General features: G+C 74.1%; 21 protein-coding genes. 10 read left to right on the top strand and 11 right to left on the bottom strand.

Features of this window, described 5'->3' with window-relative positions; all coding sequences use genetic code 11:
* The first annotated feature begins 58 nt into the window (after positions 1 to 58).
* Positions 59 to 1,588, top strand: a complete 1,530-nt coding sequence (locus ACH499_RS31485) for a ricin-type beta-trefoil lectin domain protein (protein ID WP_399020157.1) — start codon at positions 59 to 61, stop codon at positions 1,586 to 1,588.
* 46 nt (positions 1,589 to 1,634) lie between these two features.
* Here ACH499_RS31485 and ACH499_RS31480 read toward each other — a convergent pair whose 3' ends face one another.
* The 3 genes from ACH499_RS31480 to ACH499_RS31470 form a co-directional block, all read right to left on the bottom strand.
* Positions 1,635 to 2,462, bottom strand: a complete 828-nt coding sequence (locus ACH499_RS31480) for a rhomboid family intramembrane serine protease (protein ID WP_356202432.1) — start codon at positions 2,460 to 2,462, stop codon at positions 1,635 to 1,637.
* A 67-nt stretch (positions 2,463 to 2,529) separates the two neighbouring features.
* Positions 2,530 to 3,927, bottom strand: a complete 1,398-nt coding sequence (locus ACH499_RS31475; protein WP_399020155.1) for an FAD-dependent oxidoreductase — start codon at positions 3,925 to 3,927, stop codon at positions 2,530 to 2,532.
* A 28-nt stretch (positions 3,928 to 3,955) separates the two neighbouring features.
* Entirely contained in the window at positions 3,956 to 4,981 is a 1,026-nt protein-coding gene (locus ACH499_RS31470) for a DUF4349 domain-containing protein (RefSeq protein ID WP_399020153.1), read from the bottom strand.
* 167 nt (positions 4,982 to 5,148) lie between these two features.
* Between ACH499_RS31470 and hemG the strand changes: the two genes are divergently transcribed.
* Together hemG and hemQ are read left to right on the top strand one after the other, a co-directional pair.
* Positions 5,149 to 6,627, top strand: a complete 1,479-nt coding sequence (gene hemG / locus ACH499_RS31465) for a protoporphyrinogen oxidase (protein ID WP_399020152.1) — start codon at positions 5,149 to 5,151, stop codon at positions 6,625 to 6,627.
* 4 nt (positions 6,628 to 6,631) lie between these two features.
* Positions 6,632 to 7,360: a hydrogen peroxide-dependent heme synthase gene (hemQ, locus tag ACH499_RS31460; RefSeq protein WP_399020150.1), complete on the top strand. Its 729-nt coding sequence runs from the start codon at positions 6,632 to 6,634 to the stop codon at positions 7,358 to 7,360.
* Positions 7,361 to 7,519: 159 nt separating this feature from the next.
* Here hemQ and ACH499_RS31455 read toward each other — a convergent pair whose 3' ends face one another.
* The 8 genes from ACH499_RS31455 to zapE form a co-directional block, all read right to left on the bottom strand.
* The gene (locus ACH499_RS31455; protein ID WP_399020148.1) at positions 7,520 to 8,317 is read right to left on the bottom strand and encodes a TIGR04222 domain-containing membrane protein; all 798 of its coding nucleotides are present in this window, start codon (positions 8,315 to 8,317) and stop codon (positions 7,520 to 7,522) included.
* Between the two features lie 120 nt (positions 8,318 to 8,437).
* Positions 8,438 to 9,745, bottom strand: a complete 1,308-nt coding sequence (locus ACH499_RS31450) for a DUF692 domain-containing protein (protein WP_399020146.1) — start codon at positions 9,743 to 9,745, stop codon at positions 8,438 to 8,440.
* A 150-nt stretch (positions 9,746 to 9,895) separates the two neighbouring features.
* A complete protein-coding gene (locus ACH499_RS31445) occupies positions 9,896 to 10,615 on the bottom strand; it encodes a peptidyl-tRNA hydrolase (RefSeq protein WP_399020143.1) in 720 nt (239 codons plus the stop codon).
* A 92-nt stretch (positions 10,616 to 10,707) separates the two neighbouring features.
* Positions 10,708 to 11,589, bottom strand: a complete 882-nt coding sequence (locus tag ACH499_RS31440; protein WP_356202414.1) for a polysaccharide deacetylase family protein — start codon at positions 11,587 to 11,589, stop codon at positions 10,708 to 10,710.
* 76 nt (positions 11,590 to 11,665) lie between these two features.
* Positions 11,666 to 13,183: an FAD-dependent oxidoreductase gene (locus ACH499_RS31435; protein ID WP_399020141.1), complete on the bottom strand. Its 1,518-nt coding sequence runs from the start codon at positions 13,181 to 13,183 to the stop codon at positions 11,666 to 11,668.
* A 32-nt stretch (positions 13,184 to 13,215) separates the two neighbouring features.
* Positions 13,216 to 14,586: a PhoX family protein gene (locus ACH499_RS31430; protein WP_399020139.1), complete on the bottom strand. Its 1,371-nt coding sequence runs from the start codon at positions 14,584 to 14,586 to the stop codon at positions 13,216 to 13,218.
* 146 nt (positions 14,587 to 14,732) lie between these two features.
* Positions 14,733 to 15,509 (bottom strand): slipin family protein, encoded by a 777-nt coding sequence (locus tag ACH499_RS31425; protein ID WP_356202409.1) that lies wholly within the window; start codon positions 15,507 to 15,509, stop codon positions 14,733 to 14,735.
* Between the two features lie 147 nt (positions 15,510 to 15,656).
* Entirely contained in the window at positions 15,657 to 16,769 is a 1,113-nt protein-coding gene (zapE, locus tag ACH499_RS31420; RefSeq protein ID WP_399020137.1) for a cell division protein ZapE, read from the bottom strand.
* A 113-nt stretch (positions 16,770 to 16,882) separates the two neighbouring features.
* Between zapE and ACH499_RS31415 the strand changes: the two genes are divergently transcribed.
* From ACH499_RS31415 to ACH499_RS31385, 7 genes are all read left to right on the top strand, one after another.
* A complete protein-coding gene (locus ACH499_RS31415; protein WP_356202405.1) occupies positions 16,883 to 17,668 on the top strand; it encodes a pyrimidine reductase family protein in 786 nt (261 codons plus the stop codon).
* A gap of 203 nt (positions 17,669 to 17,871) precedes the next feature.
* Entirely contained in the window at positions 17,872 to 18,345 is a 474-nt protein-coding gene (locus tag ACH499_RS31410) for an indole-3-glycerol phosphate synthase (RefSeq protein WP_356202403.1), read from the top strand.
* Positions 18,346 to 18,446: 101 nt separating this feature from the next.
* Complete coding sequence (gene murC / locus ACH499_RS31405; protein ID WP_399020133.1) at positions 18,447 to 19,844, top strand: UDP-N-acetylmuramate--L-alanine ligase; 1,398 nt, start codon at positions 18,447 to 18,449, stop codon at positions 19,842 to 19,844.
* 14 nt (positions 19,845 to 19,858) lie between these two features.
* A complete protein-coding gene (gene msrB / locus ACH499_RS31400; RefSeq protein WP_356202400.1) occupies positions 19,859 to 20,266 on the top strand; it encodes a peptide-methionine (R)-S-oxide reductase MsrB in 408 nt (135 codons plus the stop codon).
* Positions 20,267 to 20,494: 228 nt separating this feature from the next.
* Positions 20,495 to 21,634, top strand: a complete 1,140-nt coding sequence (locus tag ACH499_RS31395) for an ABC transporter ATP-binding protein (RefSeq protein WP_399020130.1) — start codon at positions 20,495 to 20,497, stop codon at positions 21,632 to 21,634.
* Entirely contained in the window at positions 21,631 to 22,341 is a 711-nt protein-coding gene (locus tag ACH499_RS31390) for an ABC transporter permease subunit (RefSeq protein WP_356202397.1), read from the top strand. Before ACH499_RS31395 ends, ACH499_RS31390 begins: the two co-directional genes overlap by 4 nt.
* The gene (locus ACH499_RS31385; protein WP_356202395.1) at positions 22,338 to 23,003 is read left to right on the top strand and encodes an ABC transporter permease; all 666 of its coding nucleotides are present in this window, start codon (positions 22,338 to 22,340) and stop codon (positions 23,001 to 23,003) included. The genes ACH499_RS31390 and ACH499_RS31385 overlap by 4 nt, the downstream gene beginning before the upstream one ends.
* Positions 23,004 to 23,062 lie beyond the last annotated feature (59 nt).

Here is a 23,062-nt window from a genome sequence, read left to right as displayed (position 1 = left end):
GTTCCCACGGCGCCTACCGACCAGTAAAACCCTCGGTAACCCACCACCAGGAGGTGCAGTGAAGGCCACACGGCACAGACACCGCTGGCTGACGGCGGCCGCCGCCGCGGTGGCGGTGATCGGCGGAACCGTCACCGCCACCGCCCCCGCACAGGCCGCCCCGCCCGGCCCCGCCGCGTCCGTCTCCTCCGTACCGCTCTCCCCCGAACTCGAGGCCGTCCGCGCGGCCGAGGCCACCAGGCTCTACGGAAGCCCGGACGAGCGGCCGCTCGACGACCGCAGGACCAGCCTGGTCTCCCTGGGCGACAGCGAGATCTCCGGCGAGGGGATCGGCAGCTACGAGCCCGGCACCAACGGCCCCGACAACTGGTGCCACCGCTCGCCGGACGCCGCCATCCACCGCACCGGGATACCCGCCGACCTCACCTTCAACGTGTCCTGCTCCGGCGCGTACACCGGCAACATCCGCATCGGCGGGACCAAGCAGTACGCCGACGAACTCGTGCAGAGCGACAACCTCGCCGTCAAGGCGCGCAACACCCGCGTCAAGATGGTGCTGCTGGTCGCCGGAGCCAACGACGACCTGCAGTTCGGCCCGGTGATGACCGACTGCGTCACGCGCTACCTGCTCAGCCAGGGTGCCTGCGAACCCAAGTACGCCCCCGGCTGGCAGGCCCGCGTCGACGCCCTCGTCCCCAAGGTCGTCCAGACCGTGCGCGACCTGAGGACCGTCATGAGGGACGCGGGGTACGCCGACGGCGACTACAAGCTCGTCGTCATGGGCTACCCCAGCCCCATCGGCCCCGACTTCCGCGACAACCCCGGCTTCACCGGAAAGCTCGCCTGCGGCGGCCTCGGGTACGACTCCGACACCGCCTGGGGCCGCAACACCGCCGTCCCCGCCTTCGAACGCGGCATGCGCAAGGCCGCGGCCGACGCCGGCGCCGTCTACCTCGACAACTCCCGGCTCTTCCACGGCCACGAGGTGTGCATGGACGACACCTGGGCCCGGGGCGCCTACATCGACCTGTCCAAGCCCGGGCTGCCGGACTCCAACTCCCTGCGCCAGTCCTTCCACCCCAACGCACGCGGCCACGCCGCCTTCGCCTCCTGCCTCACCCAGCTCTACGACTCGGGCGCCCGCGAGGCGAGTTGCGCGGACGTCGACTCCTCGGGGAAACCGGTCCTCGTCCCGTACGCCTGGGACACGGTCTACCGGCCCCTGACCGACCGGGCGACCGGCACCTGCGTGGACGCCGACGCCGCCAAGAGCGCCAACGGCACCCGCGTCGTCGGCTGGACCTGCCACGGCGGGCGCAACCAGGGCTGGTGGCACGACCGCTCCCGCGGCACCCTGCACACCGAGCTCACCCAGGACCGCTGCCTGGACGTGCCCGGCGCCCGGTACACGGCCGGCACGGGTCTGGTCCTGTGGGACTGCCACGGCGGCACGAACCAGAAGTTCACCCGCGACGGGGCCACGATCCGGCCGACGGCCGCACGCGGGCTCTGCCTCGCCCTGAACGGACCGGGCGAACCGCTGCGGCTCCAGAACTGCGACGGTTCGGCGAACCAGCAGTTCACCTAGCCTCCACGCCCACCCGGCGGCGCTCCGGCCACGGTGGCCGCCGGGACTACCACCGGTCCCACCCCGGCCGGGCCCGTCTGCCGAACAGCAGCCCGCTCGGCTGGGGCGGCGGCGGTGTGCCCCGGCGCAGGGGCCAGGCGATCAGCATGCCCGCCAGGAACCCCGCCACATGCGCCAGATAGGCCACGGTGCCCGCCTGGGAGACGCCCTGACCGGACGAGTAGACCGCCTGGAGCGCGAACCAGAACCCCAGCACGGCCCACGCCGGCAGCCGCAGCGGCAGGAAGATCAGGAACGGCACGAGGACCCACACACGGGCCTTCGGATACAGCACCAGATACGCCCCGAGCACCCCGGCGATCGCCCCGGACGCGCCGATCAGCGGCGCGGTGGAGTCCGCGTTGAGGAGGGCGAAGCCGTACGTCGCCACATAGCCGCAGACGCCGTAGAACAGCAGGTACCGCACATGGCCCATGCGGTCCTCGACGTTGTTGCCGAAGATCCACAGGAAGAGCATGTTGCCCAGCAGGTGCAGCCAGCCGCCGTGCAGGAACATCGCCGTCAGGACGCTCAGCTCCGGGGACTTGTCGTACGGGGGCGGGCCGATCACACAGCCCGGCCCGCGCGGCCCCACCCCGACGGCGCCCGTCGGCACCAGCCCGGGCATCCGGTGGTGCAGCAGCTCCTGAGGCACCGCGGCGTACTGGTCCAGGAACGCCTGGAGATGGCAGAGCTGGGCCAGACCGCCCCCGCCCGTCAGGGAACCGGCCATGCCGGGCGTGAACAGGAAGACCAGGACGTTGGCGAGGATCAGGGCATACGTCACCCACGGCGTGCGGCGCGCCGGGTTCACATCATGGACGGGGATGACCACGAGACACTACTGCCCGTCCGGCGGGCGGCGAATCGGCACGCCCGCCGAACGCGCCCGTCCGGGCCCGTCAGCGCCGCTGCTCCACCGCCCTGGCCGCCTTGCGCGCCGCCACCAGCACGGGGTCCCACACCGGCGAGAACGGCGGCGCGTACCCCAGGTCGAGGGCGGTCATCTGCTCCACCGTCATCCCGGCCGTCAGGGCCACCGCGGCGATGTCGACCCGCTTGCCCGCCCCCTCGCGGCCCACGATCTGCACACCGAGGAGCCGTCCGGTGCGCCGCTCGGCGAGCATCTTCACCGTCATCGGGGAGGCACCCGGGTAGTACCCGGCGCGGCTGGTCGACTCGACGGTGACCGACACGAACCGCAGCCCCGCCCGCAGCGCGTCCTTCTCGCGCAGCCCGGTCCGCGCGATCTCCAGGTCGCACACCTTGCTGACCGCCGTGCCGACCACGCCCGGGAACGTGGCGTACCCGCCGCCCGCGTTGGTGCCGATGACCTGCCCGTGCTTGTTGGCGTGCGTGCCGAGCGGAATGTGCCGCTCCTGCCCGGAGACCAGGTCGAGCACCTCCACGCAGTCGCCGCCGGCCCAGATGTTCTCGTGCCCGCGCACCCGCATCGCCAGGTCGGTCAGCAGCCCGCCGTGCGCGCCGAGCGGCAGCCCCGCGGCCCGGGCGAGCGCCGTCTCGGGGCGCACCCCGATGCCGAGCACCACCACGTCCGCCGGGTACTCGGCGTCCCCGGTGGCCACCGCCCGGACCCGGCCGTCGTCGCCGGTGCGCACCGCGGTGACCTCCGCGTCGTTCACCATCGTGATGCCGAGGCCCTCCATCGCCTCGTGCACCGAGCGGCCCATGTCGGGGTCGAGCGTGGACATCGGCTCCCGGCCGCGGTTGACGACCGTCACCTCGTAGCCCCGGTTGATGAGCGCCTCGGCCATCTCGACGCCGATGTACCCGGCGCCCACGACCACCGCCCGCCGGCCGCGCGTGCGGGCCAGCGTGTCGAGCAGCGCCTGACCGTCGTCCAGGGTCTGCACCCCGTGCACGCCGGGCGCGTCCATCCCGGGCAGGTCCGGCCGGAGGGGGCGGGCGCCGGTCGCGATCACGAGCTTGTCGTACGACGTCCAGGACTCGGCCCCGGAGTCGGCGTCCCGCGCGCGCACCCGGCCGCCGTCCACGTCGATGCCGGTCACCTCGGTGCGCATCCGCAGGTCGATGCCGCGCGCGCGGTGCTCCTCGGGCGTACGGGCGAGGAGGTGGTCGCGTTCGGCGACGTCACCGCCGACCCAGTACGGGATGCCGCAGGCCGAGAACGAGGTGAAGTGGCCGCGCTCGAACGCCACGATCTCCAGCTCGTCCTCGCCCCTGAGCCGGCGTGCCTGCGACGCCGCGGACATCCCCGCGGCGTCGCCGCCGATGACGACCAGCCGTTCCCTCGTACCCGCCGCGCTGCTGATGCTCATGCGCACACGCTACGTGGACGGGAGCGGCTCAGTCCCGCCCGCCCGGCTCCTCACCGCGGCCCGGCGCGGGCACCGGCGGCGCCGCCGGCAGACCGCCCGGCGCGGCGGCCGGGGGTGCCGCCGGTGCCGAGGGCACCGCGGGCGCCGCCCGGCGCGGCAGCCGGGGGCGCACCACCCGCAGCCACAGCAGCGCGAGCAGCGCCGCCACCGCGGCGAACGGCAGGACCGCGGCGCACACCACCACGACCCAGCGCAGCACCGTCACGAACGCGTCCCAGCCGCCCTTCAGCGCGTCCATGAAGCCGGGATCGTCGTCCTCGCCGGCCGTGTCCTTCACCGGATTCGCGGACAGGGACAGGGTGATGGTGGCCAGGCTGGTGCGGTCCTTCAGGGACGCCTGGCGGGCGAGCAGCGCCTCCAGCTCGGCCTGACGGGAGCTCAGTTCGCCCTCCAGCGTCACCACGTCGCTCAGTTTCGTCGCGCGGTCCATCAGCTCGCGCACGCGGGCCACGCTGGCGCGCTGCGACGCGATCCGGCTCTCCACGTCCACGACCTGGTCGGTGACGTCCTCCGCCTTCGCGTCGCGCTGCAGCAGCTTGCCGGCGCCCTCCAGTTCGGACAGGACGTCCTGGTACGCGTCGACGGGCACGCGCAGCACCAGCCGGGTCCGCTCATGGCCGTCCTCGTCGCGGCTGGTCGTCTCGTCACCGATGTAGCCGCCCGCGTTCTCGGCCGTGGCACGGGCCGCGTCGAGTGCCTTGGGGACGTCCTTGACCTGGACCGTCAGTGAGGCGGTGCGGATGATGTGGCTCGCGGCGGTCTTCGGCGGCGCGCTCGGCGCGTCGGGCGCGTTCGGCGCGTTCGGCGCGTTCGGCACGGAGCGGTCCGCCGCGGAACCCGCCGCCCCCCGCTCCTCCGCCGGGGCGGCCACCCCGGCCTTGCTGCCGCTGGAGTCGTCGCCGCCCGCGCTGCACCCGGTGAGCGCGAGCGCCGCGGCCAGCAGGACGGCGGCCGCGGCCGGAACGGGTCGCAGGGAAGAAGAACGTGTGCGCACTGGGCCCCCCGGGGGTCGGTGTCGGCTGTCGTTACTGGGACGCCGCGAGGGGCGCGAACGACGGCGCGGAACGGTCGCGAACCGGTCACGGTCCGGACTCGCCGGCGGCTGCCGCGGGCACCCGGGCCGGTCGTCGTGCCGTCGGCGGGTTCTGAGAGGCTTGGGGCATGTGCGCAAGCAGGATCCCGGTGGGTGAGACCCCCGCGGACACGGGTCATGTCGTCGTCGTCGGAGCCGGCATCGCCGGACTGGCCGCGGCCCACCGGCTGCTGGAGCGCGGGGCGCGCGTCACCGTGCTGGAGGCCTCGGACCGGGTGGGCGGCAAGCTGCTGCCCGGTGAGATCGCCGGGGCCCGCGTCGACCTCGGCGCCGAGTCGGTGCTGGCCCGCCGCCCCGAGGCCGTCGGTCTCGCCCGCGCGGTCGGTCTCGCCGACCGCCTCCAGCCGCCGGCCACGGCGACGGCCGCCCTGTGGACCCGCGGTGCCCTGCGCCCCATGCCCAAGGGCCACGTCATGGGCGTCCCCGGCACCGCCGACGCCCTGGCCGGCGTGCTGTCACCGGAGGGCGTCGCCCGCATCGGGCGTGACGCCGAGCTGCCCCGCACCGAGATCGGCGACGACGTGGCCGTCGGCGCGTACGTGGCCGAGCGCCTCGGCCGCGAGGTCGTCGACCGCCTCGTCGAGCCGCTGCTCGGCGGCGTCTACGCGGGCGACGCGTACCGCATCTCCCTGCGCTCGGCCGTTCCCCAGCTCTTCGAGGCCGCCCGCGCCCACACCTCCCTCACCGAGGCCGTCCGCGCGATCCAGGGCCGCACGGCCGCCGCACCGCAGCACGGCCCCGTCTTCATGGGCATCGAGGGCGGCATCGGCACCCTGCCGCTCGCGGTCGCCGACTCGGTACGCGCCCGGGGCGGCGAGATCGTCACCCGCGCGCCCGTCACGGAGCTGCGCCGCACGGCCCCGGACGGCTGGCGGATCGTCGCCGGCGACCGGGTGCTGCACGCGGGCGCGGTCGTCGTCGCCGTGCCCGCGCCCGCCGCCGCCGGGCTGCTGCGCGCCGAGGCCCCGGCCGCCGCCGCCGAGCTGGCCGCCGTCGAGTACGCCTCCATGGCCCTGATCACCCTCGCCTACCGCCGCTCGGACGCCGCCGCGCTCCCCGAGGGCAGCGGCTTCCTCGTGCCGCCGGTCGACGGGCGCACCATCAAGGCGTCCACCTTCGCCTCCCGCAAGTGGGGCTGGATCGCGAAGGAGGACCCGGACCTGGTCGTCGTGCGCACCTCCGTCGGCCGCTACGGGGAGACGGAGATCCTCGGCCGCGACGACGACGACCTCGTCGCCGTGTCCCGGCACGACCTGGAGGAGGCCACCGGCCTGACCGCGGCGCCGGTCGCCACCCGCGTCACCCGCTGGACCGACGGCCTGCCCCAGTACCCCGTCGGCCACCACGCGCGCGTGGCCCGCATCCGCGAGCACGTCGGGAAACTCCCGGGCCTCGCCGTGTGCGGAGCCGCCCACGACGGCGTCGGCATCCCGGCGAGCATCGCGAGCGCGTACGCGGCCGTCGACCAGATCCACGGCGACCCGAGCGGTGTGGAGCAGCTCACCGCCCACCCGGTGCAGAGCCTGCACGGCGGAGCGGGAGAATAGGGTCATGAGTGACGACGCCTCCACCCCTGCCGCCCGCATTCCCAACAAGGGCAAGCTGGCCAAGGACCTCAACGAGGTCATCCGCTACACCCTCTGGTCCGTCTTCAAGCTCAAGGACGTGCTGCCCGAGGACCGCGCGGGCTACGCCGACGAGGTCCAGGAGCTGTTCGACCAGCTCGCCGCCAAGGACGTGACGATCCGCGGCACGTACGACATCTCCGGGATGCGCGCCGACGCCGACCTGATGATCTGGTGGCACGCCGAGACCAGCGACCAGCTCCAGGAGGCGTACAACCTCTTCCGCCGCACCAGGCTGGGCCGCGCGCTGGAGCCGGTCTGGTCGAACATGGCGCTGCACCGCCCCGCCGAGTTCAACCGCTCGCACATCCCGGCGTTCCTCGCCGACGAGACGCCCCGCAACTACGTGAGCGTCTACCCGTTCGTGCGCTCCTACGACTGGTACCTGCTGCCCGACGAGGACCGCCGCCGCATGCTCGCCGACCACGGCAAGATGGCCCGCGGCTACCCGGACGTGCGCGCCAACACGGTCGCCTCCTTCTCGCTCGGCGACTACGAGTGGATCCTCGCCTTCGAGGCCGACGAGCTGGACCGCATCGTCGACCTCATGCGCCACCTGCGCGGCTCCGAGGCCCGGATGCACGTCCGCGAGGAGGTCCCGTTCTTCACGGGCCGCCGCAAGGACATCGCCGAGCTGGTCGCCGGGCTCGCCTGACCCGCCACCCGCTCACGCCGCCGGCCCGGACTCCGGCCCGGGCCGCGGCACCGGCGCGGGACACGTCCCGCGCCGGGACGGTGCCGGCCGGCGGACACGCCTCCAGGCGGCCGGCAGCAGCGTCGGGGCAGCTCGCCCGGCGCGGTGCGCGCGCCCGTCTCAGCCGCGCCGCCCCTGGTGCTCCCCGAGGTACTCCTCGCGGTGCGCGAAGGCGGCCCGCAGGTCCGGTTCGCCGACCGCGTGGACGCCGCGCACGGCGACGGAGGTGAGGTAGGCGCGCTCGTCCGCCGGATCGCCGGCCTGCCGCAGCAGGGCACCGACCAGTCGCTGTCCGGTGGGGGAGGCCCAGCGGGCGTACGGGTGGACCTCCATCCGCGTGATGGCGAGGCAGCCCAGCGTGAGGGCGAGCGGCAGGGAGAACCACAGGGCGATCAAGAGGCGCGGCATGTCGTCGGGGGCGGGCAGCGCCAGCGCGGCGGCGCCCAGCGCGCACACGGCCGCCGCGGCCAGCCGCACCCGCCGTACCGCGGCCGCCACGCTCCGGGTGTCGTCGGGGACGGCCAGCCCCGCCCCGACCAGCCGGTCGGCCAGGGCGCGCACCGAGTCGGCGGCGGCAGCGGCGGTGCGCACCGGCGCTATCCGGGACTGTCCGCCTGGGCCTATCGCCCCGATGACGGAGCGTTCCATCTCGTCCCGGCCGCGCGGATCGACCACGGTCGCCCAGCCGGTGTGGGCGAGCAGCAGCCGGCGCTGGCGCGCCATGGACACCAGCGTCACGTCGGCGACCCTGCGGGGTCCGCCGGACAGGAACGCCGCCTCGTACAGCGTCAGCGCGTGCCCGTGACCGGCGGTGTCCGTGGCCTCGCGGGCCGCCGCCCGTACGGCGGCCAGGCACAGCCGCGTGCACGCCAGACCGGCCACGGCCCAGGCCGGCAGCAGGAGAAGTAGCCAGAACATGACGTACTTCTATGCCAGGCGATCACACCGGCGCCATGCCCTTTTCACATACCGGGACGGGACGGCGGCGGGAGGTCACGTGCCGTTTCCGACGTGCCGTCCGCGCGGCCCGTGACGCGGTCAGCGGCGCAGCAGCACCCGGCGGGTCGCCCGGGCCAGCCGGACCGCGGGGCGCCGTGAACGCGGCACCGGCCCCGACCGCTCCCGCCACCAGTCCCGCAGCTCCCGGCGGCTGCCGGCGTCCCGCGGCAGGCCGTCCCGCAGCAGGTGCCCGGCGAAGTCCAGCGCGTCCCGCCGGTAGCCGCCGGTCATCGGACGGCCCTCGGCGTACGCGAGGAAGGCGGGCCGGTAGGCGGAGCCGAGGATGACCGGCAGCTCGGGCGCGACCTTGGCGACCACGTCCGCCCGCTTGGCGGCCAGAGCCCGCGCCTGCACGCCGAGCCGTACCCGGTCGAACCCCTCCGGCACGGGCGTGCCCGCGACCAGGGCGGACAGCAGGGCGGTCTGGCCGAGCGCGAGACGCTGCCGCACGGCGTCCGGGACACCGGCCTGCGCGCCCCGGGCGGGCGGGGGCGCGGCGGGCACCGCGCCCCGTGCCGACGCCCGCCCCTTCTCCACCGCGGCCCGGACGGCCTCCACCTCGCCCGCCAGCTCGTCGCCCCCGGGGAAGTTCTCGTCGCGTTCCAGCAGCACGCCCGGCGGTGCGACGCGCGAGGCGAGGTCGGTCAGGATGTCGAGCACCGGCCGGGGGACGGGGTGGGCGTGGCTGTCGTGCCACACCCCGTCGCGCTCGAAGCCGCCGGCGACATGGACGTAGGCGATGGCCTCCACCGGCAGGCCGGCGAGTGCGTCGGCGGGGTCCTCGCCGCGGTTGACGTGGTTGGTGTGCAGGTTCGCCACGTCGATCAGCAGCCGCACCCCGGTGCGCTCCACCAGTTCGTACAGGAACTGGGCCTCCGTCATCTCCTCGCCCGGCCAGCTCAGGAGTGCGGCGATGTTCTCCACGGCCAGCGGCACGGGCAGCGCGTCCTGGGCGATGCGCACGTTCTCGCACAGCACGTCGAGGGCGTCGCGGGTGCGCGGCACGGGCAGCAGGTGCCCCGCCTCCAGGCGCGGGGAGGCGGACAGCGGGCCGCCCGCCCGGACGAACGCGATGTGCTCGGTGACCAGCGGCGAGCCCAGCACCTCGGCCCGCTCGGCGAGCGCCGCGAGCCTTTCGGGGTCGGGGCGTTCGGCTCCGCCGAGGCCGAGGGAGACGCCGTGCGGCACGACGGTGACGCCGCGCTCGCGCAGCCGCGTCAGCGACTCCGGCAGGTGTCCCGGGCAGACGTTCTCGGCGACGGCCTCGACCCAGTCGATGCCGGGCATCCGCTCCACGACGTCCGCGATCTCCGGCCGCCATCCGATGCCGGTCCCCAGTCGTTCCATGGCCGTCCGTCCCTCCCCCGTCGGTTCGACGGGGTTATGGCCCGGGCGGTGGGCACCGAACCGCGGATCGGCGTGTTCAGAGCAAGATCTGAGGTTCGGCGCGCCCGTGCGCGGGACCGGCCGTGCCGCCCGGCACGGCCGGAACGCGGGCTACCGCAGCGCCGGGTGATCGGCCACCACCGTGCAGGAGCCCGGCGCGATCTCCGTGAACCCGGCGTCGCGGACCACCGGCAGACCGCTCGTCGTGAGGGCGGCCCAGCGGGCGGGGTCCGCGGTGCGCACCGCCAGCGGGTGGCCCGCCGCGCGCCAGGCGGTCCGGGCGGTGTCGTCCAGTTCCCCCCAGGCGAGCTGGGCGCCGTGGCCGGCCTGCGCCATCGCCTTGCCCGCCGACATGCCGAGGCCGGGGTTCATCCACAGCACCGGGACGGACGGACCGGCGGCGGCCGGGGGCCCGGGGTCGTCCAGGTCGGTGCCGGAGACCTGGAGCCGGGCCAGGTCCTTGGGCCAGCCGTCCAGCGGGACCGGCGGGTAGACGCGCACCTCGGCCGCCTCGCCGGTGACCGTGATGCCGGGCAGGGCCTCGGCCCGCCGCCACTCGGCGCCGCGCGCCCGCCGGACCACCTTGCGGATGCGGGCGTCCTGCCAGTCGCGCATCGCCTGCGCCCACTCCCCGTCGCCGGCCGACCGCTCGTCGCCGAGCATCTCCAGCACCGCCCGGGCCGCGGTCTCCAGTGCGTCGGTCCGGGCGGGCGGCGCCGACCGCTCGATCCGGACGACCAGCGGCAGCACGAACTGCGGCGCGAGGTCGCGGTCGCCGGGCTCGGGACGGAAGGGACTGTCGGTGACGGGTGTCGTCGCTTCGTTGCTCACGCCCACCAGTCTGCCAAGGCGCCCGCCGCTCACCCCGGGCAGCGGGGTACGGCTCGGGGCGCTCCGCCGGCTCCCGGCACGGCGCGGGACGCTCAGCGCGGGTCGTTCGCGGCGCCGATCAGCTCGGACACCTTCACGAAGCGGTAGCCCCGCTCGCGCAGCGCGGGCACGATCGTGCGCACCGCCCGCTCGGTCACGGGGGCGGCGCTGCTGGTGCAGTGCATGACGACCACCGACCCCGGCCGCACCCCGTCCAGCACCTGCCGGGCCACCGCGCCGGCGTCCGTGGCGAAGGCGTCGCCGCTCACCACGTCCCACTGCACGGCGGTGACGCCCGCGGAGGTCAGCGCCTTCAGGGCCGCCTGGTCGTAGCAGCCGCCGGGGAAGCGGAAGTACGGCATCGGGTCCGTCACCCCGGCCTTCCTGAACGCCGTGTAGGCCCGCTCCACGTCCGCCCGCATCCGCTCGGGGGAGACGGTCGGCAGGCCGTAGCAGTCGGGCGTGAAGGCGTAGTGGCTGTAGGAGTGGTTGGCGATCTCGAAGCCGGGGTCCCGGCCCAGGGAGCGGGCCTGGTCCGGGTACTCCTCGGCCCACCGGCCGGTCATGAACACCGTGGCCGGCACCTTCAGCCTCCGCAGCGTCTCGATCAGGCGGGGGTTGTCGAAGCGTTCGCCCGCCGCCGCCCGCGGCCCCTGGTCGGCGGTCATGTCGGCGTCGAAGGTGAGGGCGACGGTCTTGCCGTCGGCGCGGGGGCCGTGCGCGAAGACGGGCGTGAGACCCGCCGGGCCCGGTGCGAGCGTGGGCGGCCGGGAGCGTGCGGCCCCGGAGGGCGCGACCCGGGAGGGACCGGCGGAGGGGGAGGACGGTGCCTTGCGGGGGGCCTGCGCCGACCCCGTGGCCCCGCAGGCGGCCAGGACGGCGCAGGCGGCGGCGACGGCGCCCAGTGCGGTGCAGCGGCGTACGAGAGAAGTCACCGCACGAACGTATGAGTGTGTTGTTCTGTTTGTACGACTATGTGTCGTGACGTGCCCGGGGGGTCACCCTGCCGGGTCAGATGTCCCGCCGCTCCAGCGGGTTGGTCGCCGGGCCCTGGATCACCGTGCCGTCCGTGCCGAAGCGGGAGCCGTGGCAGGGGCACTCCCAGGCACGTTCCGCCGCGTTGAAGTCGACCAGGCAGCCCAGGTGGGTGCAGCGCGGGGAGACCGCGTGCAGCGCACCGTCGTCGTCCCGGTAGACCGCCAGGCGGTGGCCGTCGACCCGGACCACCGCGCCCTCGCCGGGAGGCAGGGCGTCCACCGGGGGCGCGGGCTTCAGCCGGTCCCCGACGAAGTGGCCGGCCACCTGGGCCTGCGTCTTGAGGAACTGCGGGGCCTCACGCACCTGCGTCCTCAGCCGGCGCGGGTCGTACAGCCCGCTCCAGGCGCACTCCCGGCCGGTGATCTGCGCGGTCAGCAGCAGGCCCGCCATGATGCCGCCGCTCATGCCCCAGCCGCCGAAGCCGGTGGCCACGTACGCGTGCCGCGCCCCCTGGTGCAGCGGGCCCACCATGGGCACGGTGTCGGTGGGGTCGATGTCCTGCGTGGCCCAGGCGTGGGTGAGGTCCACACCGGGGAAGTGCTCGCGGGCCCAGGCGGAGAGACGGTCGAACCGCTCGCGGGTGTCGCCGGTGCCGGGCGTGAAGTGCTCGCCGGTGACGATCAGCAGCCGCCGGCCGTCGCCGAGGGGCGCGGTGCGGACCGACCGGGTGCCCTCGTCCGGGGTGATGTACATGCCGTCGACGTCCCGGTCCGCCGCGACCGGCCCGGCCACGACCAGCTCCCGGCGCGGTGAGAGCCGGGCGAACAGCAGCGCCCGGTCGAAGATCGGATAGTGGGTGGCGACCACCACGTCCCGGGCGGTCACCGTCGCCCCGGCCTCGGTCGACACCCGGCACGGCTCTCCCTCGTCCAGGCCGTGCACGGTGGTCCGCTCGAAGATCCGCCCGCCGAGCGCCTCCAGCGCCTCTGCGAGGGCCAGCAGGTACTTGCGCGGGTGGAACTGCGCCTGCCCGCTGACCCGGACCGCGCCCGCCACCGGGAACGGCAGCCCGGTCTCCGTCACGAACGACGCCGGCAGCCCCGCCTCGCCCGCCGCGGCCGCCTCGGCCCGCAGCTCGTCCACCCGGCCCTCGTCGCACACGTAGGTGTACGAGTCGCGGGCCTCCCACTCGCAGTCGATGCCCAGCTCGTCCGCCAGGGCGGCGGCGTGCTCGACCGCCTCCGTCTGCGAGCGCGCGTACAGCCGGGCGCCCTCGGCCCCCCGGGTGCGGCGCAGCTTGTCGTAGACCAGCGTGTGCAGGACGGACAGCTTGGCGGTGGTGTAGCCGGTGACGCTCGCCGCGATCCGCCCCGCCTCCAGCACCGCCACGCTCCGCCCGGCCCGCGCCAGCTCGAACGCCGTGCTCAGTCCGGCGATCCCGCCGCCGATCACGGCGACGTCGACCTCCAGGTCCTCCGTGAGGGCCGGGCGGGGGGCACCCGGTGCCGTTTCCAGCCAGTACGAGCCGCTGACCTGCGCTTTCTCCGTCATGCGGCACCGGGTACCCCGCGTTCACACCGTCCTCACCTGCGCCAGGGGCCCGTCACCGCGAAGGTCGTACCGGGCGTGTAGCAGTTGACGTACATGGTCTCGCCGTCGGGGGAGAAGGTGACCCCGGCGAACTCGCCCCACTCGGGCTCCTCCTCCGTGCCGATGTTCTGTCGCCCGCGGGCCATCGCGTACACCTCGCCGCGCCGGGTCACGCCGTAGACGTGCTGGGCGCCGTTGCCGTCCTCGCAGACCATGAGGCCGCCGCTGGGCGCCAGGCAGATGTTGTCCGGGGACTCGCCGGGGAGCCGGACGTCGGTGTCCGGGCCGAAGACGATCACCAGGGTCAGCCGGCGCCGGTCCGGGTCGTACCGCCAGATCTGCCCGTAGTGGTCGCCCGCCGAGCCCTCCGCGCTGCGGGCGAAGGACGACACGAAGTAGACGCTGCGCCCGCCCCAGTAGCAGCCCTCCAGCTTCTGCGCGTGGGTGATGCCGCCCCGGCCGAAGTCCTGGAAGCGGATCGGCGTCCCGGCGGCCAGCGGGTCGGGCACGTCGACCCACTCGACGCCGTCGAACGAGGCGCCCGTCTCCTGGATCGAGGACAGGTCGGGGACCCCCGGCACCCGCATCGCCTGGAGCCGGCCGCCCGCCCGCAGCGACCCCGTGCCGCCCAGCGGCTTCTCGGGCAGGAACCGGTAGAAGAGCCCGAAGGGCCGGTCGAAGGCGTCCTCCGTCTCGTACACGACGCCGCGCCGCGGATCCACGGCGATCGCCTCGTGCTGGAAGCGGCCCATCGCGGTCAGCGGCACCGCGCCCGTGCGGTGCGGATCGGCGGGGTCGACCTCGAAGATGAAGCCGTGGTCCTTGGTGTAGCCGTTGGTGCCCGCCTTGTCCTCGGTCTCCTCGCAGGTCAGCCAGGTGTGCCAAGGGGTCGGTCCGCCCGCGCAGTTGACGGCCGTGCCGGCGATCGCCACCCGCTCGGACAGGACGTTGTTGCGGGAGTCCAGGGTCAGCGCCGTACAGCCGCCCTTGCCCGCCGGGTCGTAGGTGAGGCCCTCGACCGTGGGCACGGGAACCCTGCCGGTCGCCCGGTTCTCGTGGTTGCGGACGAGGTGGGTGCGGCCCCCTCTGCCGGGGAACGCCGACATGCCGTCGTGGTTGGAGGGGACGGGGCCCTCCCCCGAGCGGAGCCGGTCGCCCTCGCGGGACAGGACCCGGTAGCTGAACCCCTCGGGCAGGTCGAGCAGTCCGTCGGGGTCGGGAACGAGGGGGCCGTAGCCGGAGCGGCCGCCCGGGGAGTGCGCGGCGGCGGTGCCCGCGAAGAGTTCGGAGAGGGCTCCGGTGAAGGCGATGCCCGCTCCGAGCGCACCGGAACGGGCCAGCATCTGACGTCGTGTTGCGGACATGGGGAAACCTTCCTGCTGGCGGACAGGACTGTGACCCGCTGTGTCTATCACCTGCCAGGAGTCCCGGGAACCACGCGTGCCGCACGTGTCACTGACCGTCGACCGCACTCCGGGCCCGGCACGGCCGGCCGGAGCGCGTCGGTTCCTCACCGCTCGACGGGGCGCTCCTGGGCCTTCTCCAGGAACCGCAGCAGCTCCACCGGGAAGGGCAGGACCAGCGTCGAGTTCTTCTCGGCGGCCACGGCCACCACGGTCTGGAGCAGGCGCAGTTGCAGGGCGGCGGGCTGGTCGGACATCTGGCCCGCGGCCTCGGCGAGCTTCTTCGACGCCTGGAGCTCCGCGTCGGCGTTGATGATCCGGGCACGCCGCTCCCGGTCGGCCTCCGCCTGCCGGGCCATCGAGCGCTTCATCGTGTCCGGCAGGGAGACGTCCTTGATCTCGACCCGGTCGATCTGCACGCCCCAGCCGACCGCCGGACTGTCGATCATCAGCTCCAGCCCCTGGTTGAGCTTCTCCCGGTTGGAGAGCAGGTCGTCCAGGTCGCTCTTGCCGATGATGGAGCGCAGCGAGGTCTGCGCCATCTGCGAGACGGCGAACCGGTAGTCCTCGACGCGGATCAGCGCGTTGGCCGCGTCGATCACCCGGAAGTACACGACCGCGTCGACCCGGACGGTGACGTTGTCGCGGGTGATGCCCTCCTGCGCGGGAATCGGCAGCGTGACGATCTGCATGTTCACCTTGTGCAGCCGGTCCACGACCGGGACGATCATCGTGAACCCGGGCTGGCGCACGTCCCCCGCGAGCCGCCCGAGCCGGAAGACGACCCCGCGTTCGTACTGCTTGACGATCCGCGCCGCCGAGACGAGGTAGAGCACCCCGGCGCTCGCGGCGGCCGCCACCGCGGTCAGCAGATCCTGGAGCATGACGACCTCCTCGCCCAGAGGGTCGATTCGCCCGTTCCTGCCACGATATGCCCGGCGTGGGCCCGGAGGAAATGCCCGCGGTGCGGGGCCTCCGGGACCGCGCCCGGTGCGTGGAGGACGAGGGAGGCCGGCGCGGGCCGGACGGCGTCAGCGCGCCTCGACGAGACGGGCCGCGTCGCGGGCCAGCGCGGTGAGGCGGGAGATCGCGCGGAAGTACTTCTTGCGGTAGCCGCCCCTCAGCATCTCCTCGCTGAACAGCTTGTCGAACGGCAGCCCGGAGGCCAGGACCGGCACCTCGCGGTCGTAGAGCCGGTCGGCGAGCACCACGAGCCGCAGGGCCGTCGACTGGTCCGGCACCGGGCGGACCCCGGTCAGGCACACGGCCGAGACGCCGTCGGTCAGCGCGCCGTAGCGGCTGGGGTGGACGCGGGCCAGGTGGTCCAGCAGTGCCGGGAACGCGTCGAGGGAGGCGCCGTCCGTCTCCTCGGCCGCCCGGGTCACCTGCTCGTCGGAGTACGGTGCCGGGGCCTCGGGCAGGCCGCGGTGGCGGTAGTCCTCGCCGTCGATGCGCAGGGCGCGGAAGTGGGCGGACAGCCCCTGGATCTCGCGCAGGAAGTCGGCCGCCGCGAAGCGGCCCTCGCCGAGCTTGCCCGGCAGCGTGTTGGAGGTGGCGGCGAGCGCGACCCCGGCCTCCACGAGGCGGCCGAGCAGGGTGGAGACGAGGACGGTGTCGCCCGGGTCGTCCAGTTCGAACTCGTCGATGCACAGCAGGCGGTGCCCGGACAGGGTCTGCACGGTCTGCTGGAAGCCCAGGGCGCCGACGAGGTTGGTCAGCTCGACGAAGGTGCCGAACGCCTTGCGGGAGGGGTCCGCGGGGGTGGCGTGCCACAGGGAGGCCAGCAGGTGGGTCTTGCCGACGCCGTAACCGCCGTCGAGGTAGACGCCGCGGGGGCCGGCCGGCGGCTTCGGGGCCTTGTTCCGGCCGAAGCCGAGGAAGCCGCGCCGGGCGCCGCCGTTGCCGGGTGCCTCGCCGAGTCCGGCCGCGAAGCCCTCCAGGACGCCGACGGCCTCGCTCTGGCTGGGCTGGTTCGGGTCCGGGATGTAGGTGCCGAAGCGGACCGAGTCGAAGCGCGGGGGCGGCACCATCTCGGCGACCAGGCGGTCGGCGGGGACGTGGGGCTCGCGGGCGCACAGGGACAGCGGGGTCGCGCCGGTTATCGAGGAGGGGGCGGAACGGGGGGCGGGGGAGGAGGACGACACGGGGGTCAATGGTAGGGCCTGTGCGGGAGGGGGTGGTCGGGGGCGGGGGCTGCGGCGCGGTTGCCCGTGGCTGCGGCGGATTGGTGGGGTTGGGGCGTGGAACACTGCTCGGCATGCGACGTCTGTTCCCTGTGACCGATCGGACAGCGGAGCGGGACCTTGCCGGGGAAGACCGGGAGTGGAGTCTCGCCGAGCTGGCCGACGCCTACGCGTACCCCGAGCCGGACGGCCGGACGGGGGCCTGGCTGCGGGCCAACATGGTCTCCACCCTCGACGGGGCCGCCCAGCACGACGGCCGCTCCCAGCCCATCTCCAGCGCGGCCGACATGCGGATCTTCGGCACCCTGCGCGCCCTCGCGGACGTGGTGATCGCCGGCGCCGAGACCGTACGCCAGGAGGGGTACCGTCCGGCACGCGCGCGTGCGGAGTTCGCCGAGCTGCGGCAGGCGGCCGGTCAGGGTCCGGCGCCGGTGATCGCGGTGGTCAGCGCGAGCCTGGAGCTGGACTTCTCCCTGCCGCTGTTCACCTCGCCGCTGGTGCCCACCCTCATCCTGACCGGCGCCGCCGCGGCCCCGGACCGCGTCGCGGCCGCCGAGAAGGCGGGCGCCCGGGTGGTGATCGCGGGCGACGGCGTCGGCGTGGACCCCGCCCGCGCCGTCCGCGCGCTCGCCGGGCTCGGCCACACCCGGCTGCTGACCGAGGGCGGCCCGCGCCTGCTGGGCCAGTTCGTCGCCGCCGGTGTCCTCGACGAGCTGTGCCTGACCGTCTCCCCGATGCTCACCGCGGGTGACGCGCAGCGCATCGCGGGCGGCCCCTCGGTGGAGGTGCCCCGGCGGTTCGCGCTGGCGTCCCTGCTGGAGGAGGAGGGTTTCCTCTTCAGCCGGTACCGGCGGGACTGAAGCCGCGGCGACGGGGACCGGACGGGTCCAGGCGTGACGCGCGGCCGGGAATCACATCTGGAATCAATCGTTCCGTTCAGTCCGGGCCGGGCACACTGAATCCGGCAGTACCCGTGCGATCAGGGGGCAGGATGGTTTCCGCGGGGTCCGGTGCCACCCGCGGAGGGTGGGCCCGCGGGCCCCATGAGGAGAAGGGGTGCCTGGTGTTCACAAGCGTTTTGATGATCGAGAAGGCCCTGACGTCCGCCGACGTGGAGTTCGTCACCACCTTGCACGGCGACGAGCCGGTCGCCTTCCACGTGCTGCTCCAGCCGCGCGGCGACCAGGCCGACCGCCTGCTGCGGGCCATCGACGACGTCGCGCTCGGCGAGCTGGACGACGCCGTGCGCGAGGGCGAGACCCCGGAGGGCAAGGAGGCCCTCACCGTCGGGCAGCGGGCCCTGGAGGTCTCCCTCACCGCCCTGCACGCCTCCGGCGCCGAGGCCGAGGGCCGCCTGGTCGAGGACCACCCGCTGGACGCGCTCAAGACCGTCGTCGACGAGACCCGCGCCGACGAGGTGATCGTCCTGACCGACCCGCACTACGTGGAGGAGTTCTTCCACCGGGACTGGGCCTCCCGGGCCCGGCACAAGGTCGGCGTGCCCGTCCTGAAACTGTTCTCCCACAGCAAGGCATAGGCTGGGCCCGCGCCCCCGCACGGGGGGCGTGTCCACCGCCGTACCGGCCGCGCACCGCGGCCGGCCGACACCACCCGTCGCATCACTGGGGAGAACAGCGCATGGCACCCGGCCTTCCTACCGCCATGGACCGACCGCACTTCATCGGCATCGGCGGCGCCGGGATGTCGGGCATCGCCAAGATCCTCGCCCAGCGCGGGGCCGCGGTGGCGGGCAGCGACGCGAAGGACTCCCCGACCGCCGAGGCCCTGCGCGCCCTGGGGGCGACCGTGCACATCGGCCACGCCGCCGCGCACCTCGCCGACGACGCGAGCTGCGTCGTCGTCTCCTCGGCGATCCGCGAGGACAACCCCGAGCTGGTCCGCGCGGCCGAACTGGGCATCCCGGTCGTGCACCGCTCCGACGCCCTCGCCGCCCTGATGGACGGGCTGCGCCCGATCGCGGTCGCCGGCACCCACGGCAAGACCACGACCACGTCCATGCTGGCCGTCTCCCTGTCCGAGCTGGGCCGCGGTCCCTCGTACGCGATCGGCGGGGACCTGGACGCGCCCGGCTCCAACGCGCTGCACGGCGACGGCGAGATCTTCGTCGCCGAGGCGGACGAGAGCGACCGCAGCTTCCACAAGTACGCGCCCGAGGTCGCCATCGTCCTCAACGTCGAGCTCGACCACCACGCCAACTACGCGTCGATGGACGAGATCTACGAGTCCTTCGAGACCTTCGCCGGCAAGATCGTCCCCGGCGGCACGCTGGTGATCGCCGCCGACCACGAGGGCGCCCGGGAGCTGACGCGCCGGCTGGACGGCACGGTCCGCACGGTCACGTACGGGGAGTCCGAGGACGCCGACGTGCGCATCCTGTCGGTCGTCCCGCAGGGCCTCAGGAGCGAGGTCATCGTGCTGATGGACGGCACCGAGCTGACCTTCGGCGTCTCCGTCCCCGGCCGCCACTACGCACACAACGCGGTCGCCGCCCTCGCCGCGGGCGTCGCCCTCGGCATCCCCGCCTCCGAGCTGGCACCCGCCCTGGCCGCCTACACGGGCGTCAAGCGGCGCCTCCAGCTCAAGGGCGAGGCGGCCGGCGTGCAGGTCGTCGACTCCTACGCGCACCACCCCACCGAGATGACGGCGGACCTGGAGGCCATGCGCGCCGCGGTCGGCGACGCCCGCATCCTCGTCCTCTTCCAGCCGCACCTGTTCTCCCGCACCCAGGAACTCGGCAAGGAGATGGGCCAGGCGCTCTCCCTGGCCGACGCGTCGGTGGTCCTCGACATCTACCCCGCCCGCGAGGACCCGATCCCCGGCGTCACCAGCGCGCTGATCGTCGAGGCGGCCCGCGCTGCGGGCGCGGACGTCACGCCGCTGCACGACAAGGACGGGGCGCCCGCGGTGGTCGCGGGAATGGCGAAGGCGGGTGATCTCGTTCTCACCATGGGCGCGGGCGACGTCACCGACCTCGGACCGCGCATCCTGGACGAGCTGTCGGACACGGGCGAGTAAGGGGCTGAGGACTCATGGCGTACGACGTCGAGAAGCCGGACGAGCAGTGGCGGGCGGAGCTGTCGCCGGCCGAGTACGCCGTGCTGCGCGAGGCCGCCACCGAACCGGCCTTCACCGGTGAGTACACCGACACCAAGACCGAGGGTGTCTACTCCTGCCGGGCCTGCGGCGCGGAGCTGTTCACCTCGCAGACGAAGTTCGCCTCGCACTGCGGCTGGCCGTCCTTCTTCGACCCGAAGGACTCCGACGCGGTCGAGCTGATCGAGGACCGTTCCCACGGCATGGTGCGCACGGAGGTGCGCTGCGCCCGCTGCGGCTCGCACCTCGGGCACGTCTTCGAGGGCGAGGGGTACCCGACCCCGACGGACCAGCGGTACTGCATCAACAGCATCTCGCTGCGGCTCACGCCCGCCGAGGGCTGACGCCGCACGACGGACCACGGCGGGGCGCACGGTGACACCGTGCGCCCCGCTTCGTGTTCCGCGGACCGGCCCGGCGGAACACGGCGGTGTGAACTCCCGGACAGGGGGAAGGAGTCGCCCCGGACCCAGGGCCCCCGCAGACCCGCCGTTTACACTCGACCGGCGACGGCCCCACCGACCGCGGCCGGAGCGGGCAGCTTCTGCCAGACCCGAAGGGCATTCGGCGCTTTGATACGGATGGAATCAGTCACGAAGCGGTACCCGGACGGCACGGTGGCGGTCGACCGGCTGACGCTGGACATCCCCGACCGCGCGATCACCGTCCTCGTCGGCCCCTCGGGCTGCGGGAAGACGACGACCCTCCGCATGATCAACAGGATGGTCGAACCGACCGAGGGCACCATCCTCCTCGACGGCGCGGACGTCCGGCGGCAGTCCGTCACCCACCTGCGCCGGTCCATGGGATACGTCATCCAGAACGCCGGGCTCTTCCAGCACCGGACGATCCTCGACAACATCGCCACCGTGCCCCGCCTGCTCGGCTGGGGCAAGCAGAAGTCCCGTGCCCGTGCCGCGGAGTTGATGGAACGGGTCGGGCTCGACCCCGTGCTCGGCAAGCGCTACCCGTACCAGCTCTCCGGTGGCCAGCAGCAGCGCGTCGGCGTGGCACGGGCCCTCGCCGCCGACCCGCCGGTCCTGCTCATGGACGAGCCGTTCTCGGCCGTCGACCCCGTGGTACGCAAGGGACTCCAGGACGAACTGCTCCGCATCCAGGCGGAGTTGGGCAAGACCATCGTGTTCGTCACGCACGACATCGACGAGGCCGTCAAGCTCGGCACCAAGGTCGCGGTGATGCGCGCCGGCGGCCGGCTCGCCCAGTTCGCCACCCCCGCCGACCTGCTCTCCGACCCCGCCGACGCGTTCGTCGAGGACTTCCTCGGAGCCGACCGGGGCATCCGCCGGCTCTCCTTCTTCCCGTCCGCGGAACTGGAGTTGACGACCGCCCCCGTCGTCCCGCTCGACGCCGGCGCCGCCCGGCTCGCCGCGCCGGACACCCCCTACCTCCTCGTGACCGACGCCGACGGCCGGCCCCTCGGCTGGGGCGAGCCCCACGACCTGAGCGCCGGCGAGATCGCGCCGGACGCGCTGCTGCCGTACGGGCGGCCGTTCGTCCCCGGCACCGACTCGCTGCGGGCCGCCCTCGACTGCGCCGTGCTCTCGCCCACCGGCTGGGCCGTCGCCGTGGACGCCGACGGCCGGGTGACGGGCGTCGTCTCCCAGCAGGCCATCGGCGAGGCCATCCGCAGCGCCCATGCCGCCGGACGCGCCGGCGACACCGACCCCGACGACGCCAAGGTCGCCTCGTGAACGGCTTCTTCGACATCCCGAGCGACCTGCAGAACACCTACGCGGGGCTGATCGGCCTCCATCTGCGCGAGGCGCTGCTGCCGGTCCTCGCCGGGCTGCTGCTCGCCCTGCCCGTCGCCCAGCTCTGCGTGCGCTTCCGCTGGCTCTATCCGCCCGTGCTCGGCGTGACCACCGTCTTCTACGCCGTCCCGTCGCTGGCCGTCTTCGTCGTCCTCATCGACTACACCGGCCAGACCGAGCTGACGGTGATGATCCCGCTGGCCGTCTACAGCCTGGTGGTGCTCGTCCCCGCCATCGTCGACGGGGTGCGGTCGGTGCCGCAGGAGACGCTGGCCGCCGCCACCGCCATGGGCCTGGGTCCCGTACGCCGCTACCTCCAGGTGCAGTTGCCGATCGCCGTGCCCGCGATCCTCGCCGGGCTCAGGGTGGCCACCGCCTCCAGCATCTCCCTGGTCAGCGTCGGCGCCCTCATCGGCAACCAGGGCGCCCTCGGCAATCTGCTCGCCGACGCGCAGAAGTACGACCGGCCCGAACTCGCGGTCAACTCGGTCCTCACGACGGCCGTCCTGGCCATCCTGTGCGACGCCGCGCTGGTCCTCGCCCGCACACTGCTGACCCCGTGGATGCCGCGCGGCACGCGCGGCCGTGCGAAGGACGGTGGCGCCGTACGGGCGCAGCGGCCCGCCGCGAAGGAGGCGGCCCGGTGAACGTCCTGCACTTCGCCGAGGCCTTCTTCAGCGACAGCGCCCACTGGCACGGCTACGACGGCATCCCCCAACGCCTCCTGGAACACGTCCAGTACACCCTGCTCGCCCTCCTGCTCGCCGCCGCGGTCGGCCTGCCCGTCGGGCTGCTCACCGGGCACACCGGACGGGGCGGCAACGCCGTGGCGTTCATCGCCACCGCCGCCCGGGCCCTGCCCAGCTTCGGCCTGCTCGTGCTGATCGCGGTGGTGGTGGGCATCGGCCTGCTGCCCGTGATGATCCCGCTGGTCGTGCTCGCCGTCCCGCCGATCCTGGTGACCACCTACGAGGCGGTCCGCTCCGTCGATCCCGCCCCGGTCGACGCCGCGCGGGGCCTCGGCATGCCCGAGACGCGCATCCTGTTCCAGGTCGAACTGCCGGTCGCCCTGCCGCTCGTGCTCAGCGGACTGCGCTCGGCCGCCATCCAGGTCGTGTCGACGGCCACCATCGCCGCCTACGTCAGCCTGGGCGGGCTCGGCCGGTACATCATCGACGGGCTCTACCAGCGCGACTACGAGAAGGTGGTCGGCGGCGCCACCCTGGTGGCGCTCCTCGCACTGGTCACGCTCGCCCTGTTCTGGGCGGCGGGCCGGTTCGCCGTGTCGCCGGGCGTCCGCAGACGCTGAGACCGCGTGGGCCGCGGTACGAAGGAGACGTGAACGGGCACCGTCGCCAGGAAACCGTG

Origin of the sequence: Streptomyces sp. NPDC018947 (assembly GCF_044390505.1) — a bacterium.
Taxonomy (GTDB): domain Bacteria; phylum Actinomycetota; class Actinomycetes; order Streptomycetales; family Streptomycetaceae; genus Streptomyces.
The sequence above is the reverse complement of the archived record's forward strand: the minus strand, read 5'-3'. Positions and strand labels throughout refer to the sequence as shown.